The organism is Burkholderia sp. FL-7-2-10-S1-D7 (assembly GCF_001524185.1).
GTDB lineage: Bacteria > Pseudomonadota > Gammaproteobacteria > Burkholderiales > Burkholderiaceae > Burkholderia > Burkholderia diffusa.
In genome coordinates this window covers 39,703-51,777 of record NZ_LOWY01000028.1, presented here as the reverse complement: position 1 = coordinate 51,777, position 12,075 = coordinate 39,703, and the positions used below count along the sequence as shown (strand labels likewise).

The following is a 12,075-nucleotide window of genomic DNA, read 5'->3' as shown; positions in this document are numbered from 1 at the left end:
TGCGTGCGGCAGGCTGGATGCAGTATGGAAGCCGTACCGAACGCCGCTGTCCCCATTCCGGGTACAGCGCACGGCCGGCGGCGGGCCGGGACTTACCCCGACGCGTTCAGGATCGGCAGTCGACGTTCAGGGCTGCAGGCACAGCGCGAACAGCTGGCGCTGGCTCGAGATGCCGAGGCGCCGGTACGCGCGTTTCTGGTAGGTGACGACGCTGGAGGCTTTCACGCCGATCGTCTCGCCGATCTCCTGCGCGGTCTGGCCTTCGAGCACGCCGCGCAGCACGTCGAGTTCGCGCTTGGACAGTGCCGGGCATGCGCCGCGCAGACGCGCGAGCATCAGTTGCGGAATGCCGATCTGCGCTGCGCCGGCGAGCGCATAGTGATGCCGCGCGGCCTGCGCGATCAGCGGTGCGAGCGTTTCGATGGCCGCGATCTCGCGTGGCTGGAAAGCGCCGCTGCGACGCGCGCGATACAAGTTGATCGACAGCCAGGTCGAGTCGTTCGGCTGCATCAGCAACGCGAGGCGATCGGACACGTCGGGGCCGCGGTAGCAGGCCGCGCGATATGCGTCGTGGCAGATCTCGTCGCCGGCCTGCTGATGCAGCATCACGTCGTGCCGGTGCGTGCCGCGACCGGCGGCCGAGACGACCTTCTGGTTGCCGTCGAGTGCATAGAAATGCCGCGCGTAGGTGTCGGCGACGTCACGCAGGTAGCGGCCGCCGCGATGATCGGCGACCGAGATGGTGCGTGGCCGGTTGCCGAATTCGTACGCGAAGATCGTGCACTGCGTGACGGGCAGCGCATCGTCGAACAGCTTCAGGATTTCCGCGGCGAACGCATTCGGCTCGCTGCCGCCGATCACGGTAACGAGACCGGTTGCGCGAGACACGTCCAGTTGTCCGCCGAGGTTCGGTCGTTCGAGACGCCAGATGCGCATGATGCGGGGGGAGGGCCGGGAGATCCGGCGATTGTAATCGGCGGCGCGCGGTGCGGGAGTCGGGGGATGCCCGCAAGCGGAAATGATGCGGAGGGTGGCGCAGGACTTCGTGTATCGGAAATCGTGGCTGCAAAAGAGAAAAGGCCTGATAAGCGATGCTTATCAGGCCTTTATATCTTGGTGCCGGAGATAGGAGTCGAACCTACGACCTTCGCATTACGAATGCGCTGCTCTACCAACTGAGCTACACCGGCAGCAGAGAAATGAAATTATATGGTCAAATCCGAGATCTTGGCAATAGGTTTTGCGATTTTTTTTTAGCTTGCTGCTGCTGTTTCGCGAAACCATCGATCCGGCGGACTTCCCGCTTTCACTTCACTGCGATGCAGCCTGTCAGGGCCACATCGCGAAGGCGCGATTGTACTGGCGTCTCGCACCTCCGTCTAGTGCTGCAGTGCAAATTTATTTGCCTTCGCCTTCGGTGTGATAGCGGGTCACGCGCTCGACTTCGTTCTTCGACCCGAGGAACACCGGCACGCGCTGGTGCAGGCCGGTCGGCTGCACTTCCATGATGCGCTGCGTGCCGGTCGTCGCGGCGCCGCCGGCCTGTTCGACGATGAACGACATCGGGTTCGCTTCGTACATCAGGCGCAGCTTGCCCGGACGATCGGGCGTGCGCTTGTCGGCCGGGTACATGAAGATGCCGCCGCGGTTCAGGATCCGGTGCACGTCGGCCACCATCGATGCGATCCAGCGCATGTTGAAGTTGTCGCCGCGCGGGCCTTCCTTGCCGGCGTTCAGCTCGCTCACGTAGCGCTGGACCGGTTCGTACCAGTGACGTGCGTTCGATGCGTTGATCGCGTATTCGCGCGTATCGGCCGGGATCTGCATGTTGCTTTGCGTGAGCACCCACGAGCCGACTTCGCGGTCGAGCGTGAAGCAGTTCACGCCGTTGCCGGTCGTCAGCACGAACACGGATTGCGGGCCATACACCGCGTAGCCGGCCGCGACCTGCTCCGTGCCCGGTTGCAGGAACGATTCCTCGGTGGCCTGCTTGCCGTCCGGGCAACGCAGCACCGAGAAGATCGTGCCGATCGACACGTTCACGTCGATGTTCGACGAGCCGTCGAGCGGGTCGAACACGAGCAGGTATTCGCCGCGCGGGTAGTTCGCGGGGATCGGGAAGAACGTTTCCATTTCTTCCGACGCCATCGCGGCGAGATTGCCGCCCCATTCGTTCGCGTCGAGCAGGATTTCGTTCGACAGGATGTCGAGCTTCTTCTGCACTTCGCCCTGGACGTTCTCGCTGCCGGCGGTACCGAGTGCGTCGCCGAGCGCGCCCTTCGACACGTTGTAGCTGATCGCCTTGCATGCGCGGGCGACAACTTCGATCAGCAGGCGGAGGTCGGCGGGGAGGTTGTTGGTCTCACGCTGCTGCTCGATCAGGAACTTGGACAGCGTGGTGCGGCGGGCAATGGACATGACAGACTCCGAAAGGCCAAAGAATCCTTGAATTGCCGCAATTTTACCCGGCGCGCCTCTCGACCCGCCGCCTTTTTTCGTCTGGTTACAGGGGCGGCCGGCTGACTCGGCCGGGTTTCGGCGTGCGTGACGCGGCGGATCGGCGCGGAAACGGCGGGAAAACCGGGTGTCCGAACGCGTGGTCCGGCTTCGACCCCGCCAACCTTCAGACGACAAAAAAGCCGGCGCCGCAACGGGGCGGCGCCGGCTTCGTCGCACGCGAGGCGAAGCGCGTGCGTGACGTTACGCGAGGGCCTTCTCGACGATCTCGCGCACGTCGCGCGATTTCGCGCCGGCGGCGACCTGCTCGAGCGCCTCGCGCATCCGGTCGCGCAGCGCCGGCGTGAAGCGGCGCCACAGTTCCAGCGAGCGGGCGAGGCGCGCGGCGACCTGCGGGTTGATCGCGTCGAGCGCGAGCACCTGTTCGGCCCAGAACGCGTAGCCCGAGCCGTCCGCCGCGTGGAATTGCGCCGGGTTCGCCGCGCAGAAGCTGAAGATCAGCGAGCGTGCGCGGTTCGGGTTCTTCAGGTTGAACGCCGGGTGGGCCATCAGCTTGCGGACCTTCGCGAGCGTCGGCTGCGCGGCCGTGCCGCGCTGCGCGGCCTGCATCGCGAACCACTTGTCGATCACGAGCGCTTCCTTCTCGAAGCGACGGTAGAAGTCGTCGAGCGCGCGCGCGGCCGCGTCGTTCGCGCCCGATGCCGCAGCGGACAACAGCGCGCCGAGCGCGGCGGCTCGATCGGTCATGTTGTTCGCCGCGTCGTACTGCGCGGTCGCGATGCGCACGGCGTCGGCCGGATCCTCGAGTTCGGCGAGATACGCGAGCGCGAGGTTCTTCAGCGCACGGCGGCCGGATGCGTCGGGTGTCGGCTCGTACGCGCCCGGCGTCTGGTGCTGCGCGTACGCGGCGAGCCACTCGGCGCGCAGCGCGGTCGCGAGCTGGCGGCGCACGAACTGGCGCGCGCGATGCACGGCGGCCGGATCGGCTTCCGCCATCTGGTCGGCCAGATAGGTTTCCGACGGCAGCGTCAGTGCGAGTTCGCGGAACGCGGGCGACAGGCTTTCATCGGTCAGCACGCGGCGGAACGCGGCGACGAAATTCTCGCCGAGCGTGAGCGGCTCTGCTGCGGCGGCACGCGAGGCGAGCGTCAGCAGCGCACGCGTCGCGAGGCGCTGGCCGGCCTCCCAGCGGTTGAACGGGTCGCTGTCGTGCGCGAGCAGGAATGCGAGGTCGTCGTCGCTGTAGTCGTACTCGACGATCACCGGTGCCGAGAAATTGCGCAGCAGCGACGGCAGCGGTTGTTCCGGCACGTCGACGAACGTGAAGGTCTGCTCGGTATCGGTGAAGTCGAGCACGCGCGTCGTGCCCGCCGCCGCGGCTTCGCCGTCGAGACGCAGCGGCAGGTCGCGGCCGTCGCGGCCGATCAGACCGATCGCGAACGGGATCAGCAGCGGCCCTGGCTGCGTTTCGCGCGCGGCCGGCGACGCATCGCCGTAGCCCTGCGCGAGCGTGAGCGTGTAACGGCGCGTGGCTGGGTCGTAGGCGGCCTTCACCGACACGCGCGGCGTGCCGGCCTGGCTGTACCAACGCTCGAATTGCGCGAGGTCGCGCCCGTTCGCGTCGGCCATCGCGTGACGGAAGTCGTCGCACGTCACGGCATGACCGTCGTGGCGTTTGAAGTACAGGTCCATCCCCTTGCGGAAGCCGTCGCGGCCGAACAGCGTCTGGTACATCCGCACGACTTCCGAGCCTTTCTCGTAGACGGTCATCGTGTAGAAGTTGTTGATCTCGACGTAGCTTTCCGGGCGCACCGGGTGCGCCATCGGGCCCGCGTCCTCGGCGAACTGCAGCTGACGCAGCACGCGCACGTCCTCGATGCGCTTGACCGCGCGGGCCGCGGATGCGACGTCGTCGCCCGCGGCCATGTCGGCGGAGAATTCCTGGTCGCGGAACACCGTCAGCCCTTCCTTCAGGCTCAGCTGGAACCAGTCGCGGCAGGTCACGCGGTTGCCGGTCCAGTTGTGGAAGTACTCGTGGCCGACCACCGATTCGATGTTCGCGAAGTCGGTGTCGGTCGCGGTCTCGGGGTTCGCCAGCACGTACTTCGTGTTGAAGATGTTGAGCCCCTTGTTCTCCATCGCGCCCATGTTGAAGTCGCCGACCGCGACGATCATGAAGCGGTCGAGATCGAGCTCGAGACCGAAGCGCTTCTCGTCCCAGCGGATCGAGTGAATCAGCGAATCCATCGCATGACGGGTCTTGTCGAGGTCAGCCGGCTCGACCCACACCTGCAACAGTTTTTCCTTGCCCGAGCCGGTCGTGATCTTCTCCTCGATCGCGACGAGCTTGCCCGCGACCAGCGCGAACAGATAGCTCGGCTTGCGGAACGGGTCTTCCCATTTCGCGAAGTGGCGGCCGTCGGGCAGCTCGCCCGAGTCGACCAGATTGCCGTTCGACAGCAGCACCGGATACGCCGTCTTGTCGGCGCGCAGCGTGACCGTGTACGACGCCATCACGTCGGGGCGGTCGAGGAAGTAGGTGATGCGGCGAAAGCCTTCGGCCTCGCACTGCGTGAAGAAGTTGCCGCTCGACACGTACAGGCCGGACAGCGTCGTGTTCTGGTCCGGCGCGCACGCACTGTCGAGCGTGAGCTCGAACGCATCAGGCACGTTTTCGACGGTCAGCCCGTGCTCGTGCGCGCGCACCGCGCCGTACGGCGCGCCGTCGAGCAGTGCACCGAGGAATTCGAGCGCTTCGCCCAGCAGCTCCAGATGCGGGGTCGGCGCCGCGTCCGGATTGCGGCGCACGCGCATCGTATTCCTGACGATCGTGCGGGCCGGCGCGAGATCGAATTCGAGCGCGACGGAATCGATGAGGAAGGCCGGCGGCGTGTAGTCGGCGCGGCGGATCACGGTGGAAGAGGCGTTGTCGGACATGGTCGTCGAGATCGGTGGAATGGGGATCGGGCCCGCGAAGCGGGCCGGGCGAACCGGGTCATTGTACAAAGGCTGGCGGCTGCGTGCCGGGCGAACTTTTTACCGGTTCCGGGAGTCCGCGTATTATCGGCATCCCGTGCAGTTCGCGCGGTGCGACGCACGGGTGACGGATCGACGAGGATCGACATGAAACACGAATGGATTCAACGGGGTGCGGGCTGGGCGGCGGCGCTGTGCGTGGTGCTGCTGACGGGCTGCACCAGCTACGTGACGACGCAGGTCACGGCATTCTCAGACTGGAGCGGCAGCGACGCGACACGCACTTATGCGTTTACGCGCACCGATGCGCAGAAGAACAGCATCGAGCAGTCGACCTACGAGCCGATCGTCGCGAGCGAGCTGTCCGCATACGCGTTCCGGCAGGTGCCGCAGGCGCAGGCGCGGTATCTGGTCGGGCTGACCTATGCGGTCGGCAGCGATCTCGTGACGGTGCCGCAACCCGTCTACTACGATCCCTGGTTCGTCGGGCCGGGGCCGTACTGGCGGCGTGGGCCGTGGGGCCCGTGGGGGCCCTGGGGGCCGATGCCGGCCGGCTATGTCGCGCAGACGTACCAGGTGTTCGACTACACGCTCGGCATCCGCATCACCGAGCGCGCGACGGGCAAGGAGGTCTACAACGTGTCCGCGCGCACGACCGGCGACAACGGCACGTTGCTGTATGCGATGCCGTTCCTGGCGCGCAGCGCGCTCGCCGATTTCCCGCTGTCGAACGGCGCGGTTCGCTCGGTCCGGCTGCCGGTCGACAAGCGCGGCGGGCCGGCGGCGCCGGCCGCCAACGAGCGCGCGGTGCCGGCCGCGCCGGCTTCGGGCGCGGCGGCCGCGAAGTAACGCGGTATCGACACCGGCGCGGCCGCCCGGCCGCGCCAGCCACCTCCGTCCGTCAGACCCCGATACCCAGCAGCGCCAGCGCGCCGAGCACGACGAACAGCACGGCCGCGATGCCATGCACGAGCTTCGTCGGCAGGCGGTGCGCGAAACGGTCGCCCAGCAGGATCGCGGGCACGTTCGCCAGCATCATCCCGAAGGTCGTGCCGGCCACCACGCCGATGTAATCCTGGAAGCGCGCGGCGAGCGCGACGGTCGCGATCTGCGTCTTGTCGCCCATTTCCGCGAGGAAGAACGCGACGAGCGTCGCGCCGAACACGCCGAGCCGCGAGCGGTTGGCATTGGCTTCGTCCGCATCGAGCTTGTCCGGCACGAGGATCCACAGCCCCATCGCGATGAACGAGAACGCGAGCGCCCAGCGCATGATCGACGGCGTGACGAGCGCGCCGAGCCATTCGCCGAGCGCACCGGCGAAACCGTGGTTCACGAGCGTCGCGACGAGCACGCCAAGAATGATCGGCACGGGCTTGCGGTAGCGCGCGGCCAGCACGAGAGACAGCAGTTGGGTCTTGTCGCCGATTTCAGCGAGGGCGACGGCACCGGTGGAGATCAGGAAGGCTTGGGACACGTATGGGGTTCCACGGGCCTGTGTTGTGCGTGCGAGCGACGATCCGCCGCGCGCCGGGCCCTGATGCGGCGCGCAGTGAACCATCGGTCTCGCCAGGCCTCGGTGGCTGCGCCCGCCATGGCCGAAAGGCCAAGTCTGTTGACGGACGCCTCCGTCACGATGCGCGCCGTTGGCGCGGGACATCGAGCGGAGCGGCTACTCCCCAATGAGGGGCGAATTTTAGCACGGCGTGTGGCGCGCGCGGTGCGAATCCGGTTGCTCCGGCATGCGTCGCGACGCACGCCGGAGCAGGCATGGGCAAGCGCGCGTGAGTTACGCGGCGGCGGTGCGGCGTGCGGCACCGCGCTCGTGCACGAGTTGGCCGGCCGCATAGGTGCGGTACACGGCACGGTCGTCGCCGAGCAGCGCGAACGCGAACAGCAGTTCTTCCAGCGACTCCGCGCGTTTCGTGCGGCGCGCGAGCAGCGGCGTGGCCTGCGGGTCGAGCACGACGAAATCGGCCTCGGTGCGCGGCGCGAGCGTGCCGACCGTGTCGGCGAGATCGAGCGCCTGGGCGGCGCCGGCCGTCGCGAGCCAGAACATCCGCGTCGCCGTCAGGTGGTGGCCCGACAGCCGCGCGACCTTGTGCGCCTCGTTCATCGTCTGCAGCATCGAGAACGACGTGCCGCCGCCGACGTCGGTGGCGAGCGTGACGGGCACGTCGAATTCGCCGGCCTTGTCGAAGTCGAACAACCCGCTGCCGAGGAAGAAGTTCGACGTCGGGCAGTGCGCGACGACGGTGCGCGTCTCGGCCATCCGGCGGCGGTCCTCGTCGTCGAGGTGGATGCAGTGGCCGTACACCGCGCGCGGGCGAAGCAGCCCGTAACGGTCGTAGATGTCCAGATAACTGCGGTGGCCGGGGAACAGCTCGGCCACCCATTTCACTTCATCGACGTTTTCCGCGACGTGACTCTGCACGAACACGTCCGGATGGCGGCGCGCGAGTTCGCCGCATGCCTCGAGCTGCGCCTCGGTGGACGTCGGCGCGAAGCGCGGCGTGAGCGCGTACATCTGGCGGCCCTTGCCGTGCCAGCGGCCGATCAGCTCGGCGCTGTCGTCATAACCCGATTGCGCGGTGTCGCGCAGGAACTCGGGGCAGTTGCGGTCCATCAGCACCTTGCCCGCGATCATCCGCAGGTCGCGCGCGTCGCTCGCCGCGAACAGCGCGTCGGCCGACTGCTTGTGCACCGTGCAGTAGACGAGCGCGCTCGTCGTGCCGCAGGCGAGCAGTTCGTCGACGAAGAAGTCGGCGACTTCGCGCGCATGTTCCGGATCGCCGAACTGGCGCTCGGTCGGGAACGTGTACTTGTCGAGCCACGGCAGCAGGCCGGGCGCCGGCGACGCGATCATGTCCGTCTGCGGATAGTGGATGTGCGTGTCGATGAAGCCGGGCACGATCAGCTTGTCGCGCAGGTCGTGGACGATCGCGTCGCGCGCGAGCGTCGCGGCGAGCTGCGCATACGGGCCGGCCGCGACGACCTTGCCGTCGTCGACGATCAGGAGACCGTCGGTCTCGTAGTTCGCGGCCTGGCTCGATTGCGCCGGGTCGCCGTTGAAGGTGAGCAGCTGGGAACGGAAAGCGGTTTGCGTCATGACGAATGGTCCTGCATCAAGGTAAGGCGAACAGAAGAAAACGGTCGGCGCCGCGCGGGCGACGGCATGGCGGGCGCTGCTCGGGCATGCGCGCTGCGGCCAAGCGCGAAGGCCTGGGCGCTGCGGAAGGCGATCGCGGTGGCATTTGCGACCGGCGCGGCGGCGAGCTGCATGACGAGCCGCAACGACAGGCTTCGGCGCGCGACGTCGCACAACGTCGTCGCCACGCGGCCGACGTGGCGCAGGGGCAACCCGGCCGCCACGAAGCGGATGTCGTCGACGTGTTTCATCTGTCTAGCGAACCTCGATGCCAGCCGTCACGCGGCCTGCCAGTACGAATCGAGACGCGCGATCAGCGCATCGCGCTGCGCGGCGTCGACGAACGACGCCTCGAAGCCGTTGCGGATCACGGCGTGCACTTCGGCGTCCGTCAGCTGCAGCCCGTCAACCGTCGCGAAGTAGTTGTCGTTCACGTAGCCGCCGAAATAGGCCGGATCGTCGGAGTTGATCGTCACCGCGACGCCGCGATCGAGCAGCGCCTTCAGCGTGTGCTTCGCCATGTCGTCGAACACGCACAGCTTCAGGTTCGACAGCGGGCACACGGTCAGTGCCGTGCGCGTGCGCGCGAGGCGTTCGACGAGCGCCGCGTCCTCGATGCTGCGCACGCCGTGGTCGATCCGGTCGACCTTCAGCACGTCGAGCGCTTCGTAGATGTAGGCGGGCGGGCCTTCCTCGCCCGCATGCGCGACGAGCTTCAGCCCGAGCGCACGCGCCTTCTCGAACACGCGCGCGAACTTCGTCGGCGGATGGCCGAGCTCGGACGAATCGAGACCGACGCCGATCAGCCGGTGGCGATAGCGTTCGAACAGCGGCAACGCGGATTCGAACGTCGCGAGCGCATCGTCTTCGGACAGGTGGCGCAGGAAACACAGGATCAGCTTGCTCGACAGCCCGCGCTGCTCGGCATCGGCGAGCGCGCGGTCGATGCCGGCAACGACCGTCTCGATCGGCACGCCGCGTTCGGTGTGCGTCTGCGGATCGAAGAACAGCTCGGTGTGGACGACGTTGTCGGCGAGTGCGCGTTCGCAGTACGCGGCCGTCATGTCGTAGAAATCCTGCTCGGTCAGCAGCACGCTCGCGCCGGCGTAATAGATGTCGAGGAACGACTGCAGGTCGGTGAACGCATACGCGGCGCGCAGCGCGTCGATCGACTCGTACGCGAGCTTCACGCCGTTGCGCTGCGCGAGCGCAAAAATCAGTTCGGGCTCGAGCGAGCCTTCGATATGGATGTGCAGCTCCGCTTTCGGGGCGCGGGCAATCTTGTCCTTGAATGTCGGGGTCATGGCGTTGTTCTTGGTCGGTCAGAATGTAGGGGAAGCCTGGGCGGGCGCGTTCGCCTCGACGGCCTGCAGCAACTGCGCGGCCACCGAGATCGCGATCACTTCGGGCGCCTTGTCGATGATGCCTTCGACGCCGATCGGGCAGCGCATCCGCGCGACCTGGGCCGGGTCGATGCCGATCGCCGCCAGCCGATGATCGAACTGCGCGCGCTTGGTGTGCGAGCCGGTCATCCCGAAGTACGCATAGTCGCCGCGCCGCAGGATGCGCTCGGCCAGCACGAAATCGAGTGCGTGGTCGTGCGTCATCACGACGAAGTACGCATGCGGCGGCGCCGTATCGACGGCATCGGCCGGGCTGGCCATCGCGTCGATCGCGAGATTGCCGATGCCGGCGAGTGCGTCGGCCGGCGGGAATACCGCGTCGGGTCCGTCGATCCAGTGCACGTGGCACGGCAGCGTCGCCAGCACCTTCACGAGCGCGGTGCCGATGTGTCCCGCGCCGAACAGCACGACGGGGAACGCATACGGCGCGATCGTTTCGGTCATCAGCGATACGCCACCGGTTTCCCACAGCAGGCAATCGGCGCGCGCCGCGGGCGATTCGGGCTCGCTCAGCAGCGGCGCGCCCGGCGAGGGGCCGAATGATACGCTACGCACGGTCGCGGCGCCCGCCGCGACGCGCTTGGCGAGCGACATGATCCAGCCGAGGTCGCCGACGTCGAGCCGCTCGAACGCGAGCACGACCGCGCCGCCGCAGCACTGGCCGAGGCTCGGGCCGAGCGCGAGCCGTTCGAGCCGGCGTGCGTGGGGCACGTGCGCGCCGTCCTTCAGCAGGTGCCGCGCGATCTCGATCGCCTTCCATTCCAGATGACCGCCGCCGATCGTATGGCGGGCCGTGTCGCGCGTGACGAGCATCTTGGTGCCGGCCTCGCGCGGCGCGGAGCCGTCGGTGTGCGCCACCGTCACCAGCACGGCCGCTTCGCCGTGCGCGAGCAGCTGCTGCAGATCGCCGAGCCAGGCTTCCATCAGCACGCTCCGGTCGGGACGACGCGGCACGACGCGCGGCGCGGGGTGGCGGGCGCCGCGGCAACGAGGACGGACGGAAGCGACGCGGGCGGGCTGCCCGACGGATTCGGTGCGGTGGCCATGCGCCGAAGGCGCGCGCGAACGACGCCGCGGGACGTGCGGACGCCATGAGGGTGACGGATGCGGATGGTTTGCGTTGTCATGATGAATCCAGTCGACATTGCGGATCGGGCGCGCGTTACGCAGGAGGTGAGGCTGCTGGCCTCGCGCACGTAGATCGCCATCCAGTCGCGAAGATAGCACCGCAAGGCGGCGGAAACATTGCCGGGCGGTGATCCGGGCTATCAGACGGCGATCATGTCGATCATAGGCCCGCCGCGCGGGATCGGGGCGCCGATGCACGGGCATCGGGCCGAAACGCATGCGCGGCGGGGCGTGCGCGCGGATGTCGCGTGAGGTGCGTTCGCCCGGAAATCCGGGTTGCGGCGGGGTAGGTGTTTACGCGCGGCCGGCAGGTGCGGCCGCGTCGGGGTTGCGCCGGTGCAGCCGGGTGAGCAGCGCGAAGTGGCTGCGCGGCCTCGACCGGCCGGCCTGAACGTGATGCGTCCGGTCAGCCTGCCAGCTTGCGGCGATGGCGCCAAAGGCTCGAGGCGACGGGAATCAGGATCGCGGCGAAGCCGATCAGCGCCCAGCCGGGCAGCAGGATGCCGAAGATCGGCGGGTAGACGGTCTCGCACAGGCCGGCGACCTTGAACATGCCCGGGAACCACTGGGCGGGCGGCAGGCTGTCGACGATCGGCTGCAACGTGTCGAAGCCGCAGCTGAAGCCCGGATTCATCTGGATCGACAGGTGTCGCGCGGCGGTGCCGACGCCGCCGGCCGCGGCGATCGCGATCAGCAGCTCGAGCACCCAGATGCCGCGCCAGTTGCGCATCCCGGCCGCCAGGAACGCGAAGATCCCGATCGCCGCGAAGAAGTAGCGCTGGATGATGCACAGCGGGCACGGATCTTCGTTCTTCACGTACTGCAGATAAAGCGCGCCGGCCAGCAGGGCGATGCACACCCATCCGAGCAGCATCAGCAGGCGGCGTTCACGGCGGAGGGCGAGCGTGGAGTCGTTCATGTCGGCGGGGTTCCTGTCGTTGGTCGGTCCGATAAACAATCGCGCGA

Annotated in this window: 10 protein-coding genes, 1 tRNA gene and 1 riboswitch; of the genes, 1 reads left to right on the top strand and 10 read right to left on the bottom strand. The window is 67.7% G+C overall.

All coding sequences use genetic code 11. The features are described 5' to 3' along the window. Positions 1 to 126: 126 nt before the first annotated feature. The 4 genes from WS75_RS12615 to pepN all read right to left on the bottom strand — a co-directional run bounded on the left by WS75_RS12615 (position 127) and on the right by pepN (position 5,394). Positions 127 to 936: a helix-turn-helix transcriptional regulator gene (locus tag WS75_RS12615; protein ID WP_059680759.1), complete on the bottom strand. Its 810-nt coding sequence runs from the start codon at positions 934 to 936 to the stop codon at positions 127 to 129. Positions 937 to 1,114: 178 nt separating this feature from the next. Beyond that, positions 1,115 to 1,190: transfer RNA gene (locus WS75_RS12610), tRNA-Thr, on the bottom strand. 208 nt (positions 1,191 to 1,398) lie between these two features. Beyond that, the gene (locus WS75_RS12605) at positions 1,399 to 2,418 is read right to left on the bottom strand and encodes a class 1 fructose-bisphosphatase (protein WP_059680758.1); all 1,020 of its coding nucleotides are present in this window, start codon (positions 2,416 to 2,418) and stop codon (positions 1,399 to 1,401) included. A 282-nt stretch (positions 2,419 to 2,700) separates the two neighbouring features. Beyond that, positions 2,701 to 5,394: an aminopeptidase N gene (gene pepN / locus WS75_RS12600; protein ID WP_059680757.1), complete on the bottom strand. Its 2,694-nt coding sequence runs from the start codon at positions 5,392 to 5,394 to the stop codon at positions 2,701 to 2,703. A gap of 186 nt (positions 5,395 to 5,580) precedes the next feature. Between pepN and WS75_RS12595 the strand changes: the two genes are divergently transcribed. Beyond that, positions 5,581 to 6,282 carry a DUF4136 domain-containing protein gene (locus WS75_RS12595; protein WP_059680756.1) on the top strand — a complete coding sequence of 234 codons (702 nt, stop codon included), beginning with the start codon at positions 5,581 to 5,583 and terminating at the stop codon, positions 6,280 to 6,282. Between the two features lie 52 nt (positions 6,283 to 6,334). On the opposite strand, the gene WS75_RS12590 is transcribed toward WS75_RS12595, so the two are convergent. The 6 genes from WS75_RS12590 to WS75_RS12565 form a co-directional block, all read right to left on the bottom strand. Then, positions 6,335 to 6,907, bottom strand: coding sequence for a TMEM165/GDT1 family protein (locus WS75_RS12590; RefSeq protein ID WP_047900090.1), 573 nt, complete (start codon positions 6,905 to 6,907; stop codon positions 6,335 to 6,337). Between the two features lie 78 nt (positions 6,908 to 6,985). Further along, positions 6,986 to 7,123, bottom strand: a riboswitch (yybP-ykoY riboswitch). Positions 7,124 to 7,219: 96 nt separating this feature from the next. Beyond that, on the bottom strand, positions 7,220 to 8,539 hold the full coding sequence (gene guaD / locus WS75_RS12585; protein WP_059680755.1) for a guanine deaminase: 1,320 nt from the start codon (positions 8,537 to 8,539) through the stop codon (positions 7,220 to 7,222). Beyond that, positions 8,536 to 8,829 carry a hypothetical protein gene (locus WS75_RS12580; RefSeq protein WP_059680754.1) on the bottom strand — a complete coding sequence of 98 codons (294 nt, stop codon included), beginning with the start codon at positions 8,827 to 8,829 and terminating at the stop codon, positions 8,536 to 8,538. The genes guaD and WS75_RS12580 overlap by 4 nt, the downstream gene beginning before the upstream one ends. 27 nt (positions 8,830 to 8,856) lie before the next feature. Continuing rightward, entirely contained in the window at positions 8,857 to 9,882 is a 1,026-nt protein-coding gene (locus tag WS75_RS12575) for an adenosine deaminase (protein ID WP_059680753.1), read from the bottom strand. 18 nt (positions 9,883 to 9,900) lie between these two features. Beyond that, positions 9,901 to 10,905 (bottom strand): xanthine dehydrogenase accessory protein XdhC, encoded by a 1,005-nt coding sequence (gene xdhC, locus WS75_RS12570; protein ID WP_059680752.1) that lies wholly within the window; start codon positions 10,903 to 10,905, stop codon positions 9,901 to 9,903. 610 nt (positions 10,906 to 11,515) lie between these two features. Continuing rightward, on the bottom strand, positions 11,516 to 12,028 hold the full coding sequence (locus WS75_RS12565) for a disulfide bond formation protein B (protein ID WP_059598988.1): 513 nt from the start codon (positions 12,026 to 12,028) through the stop codon (positions 11,516 to 11,518). Positions 12,029 to 12,075 lie beyond the last annotated feature (47 nt).

Coding starts and splice junctions, on each gene's coding strand:
- WS75_RS12615 (WP_059680759.1), bottom strand. CDS start 936: ATGCGCATCTGGCGTCTCGAACGACCGAACCTCGGCGGACAACTGGAC.
- WS75_RS12605 (WP_059680758.1), bottom strand. CDS start 2,418: ATGTCCATTGCCCGCCGCACCACGCTGTCCAAGTTCCTGATCGAGCAG.
- pepN (WP_059680757.1), bottom strand. CDS start 5,394: ATGTCCGACAACGCCTCTTCCACCGTGATCCGCCGCGCCGACTACACG.
- WS75_RS12595 (WP_059680756.1), top strand. CDS start 5,581: ATGAAACACGAATGGATTCAACGGGGTGCGGGCTGGGCGGCGGCGCTG.
- guaD (WP_059680755.1), bottom strand. CDS start 8,539: ATGACGCAAACCGCTTTCCGTTCCCAGCTGCTCACCTTCAACGGCGAC.
- WS75_RS12580 (WP_059680754.1), bottom strand. CDS start 8,829: ATGAAACACGTCGACGACATCCGCTTCGTGGCGGCCGGGTTGCCCCTG.
- WS75_RS12575 (WP_059680753.1), bottom strand. CDS start 9,882: ATGACCCCGACATTCAAGGACAAGATTGCCCGCGCCCCGAAAGCGGAG.
- xdhC (WP_059680752.1), bottom strand. CDS start 10,905: ATGGAAGCCTGGCTCGGCGATCTGCAGCAGCTGCTCGCGCACGGCGAA.
- WS75_RS12565 (WP_059598988.1), bottom strand. CDS start 12,028: ATGAACGACTCCACGCTCGCCCTCCGCCGTGAACGCCGCCTGCTGATG.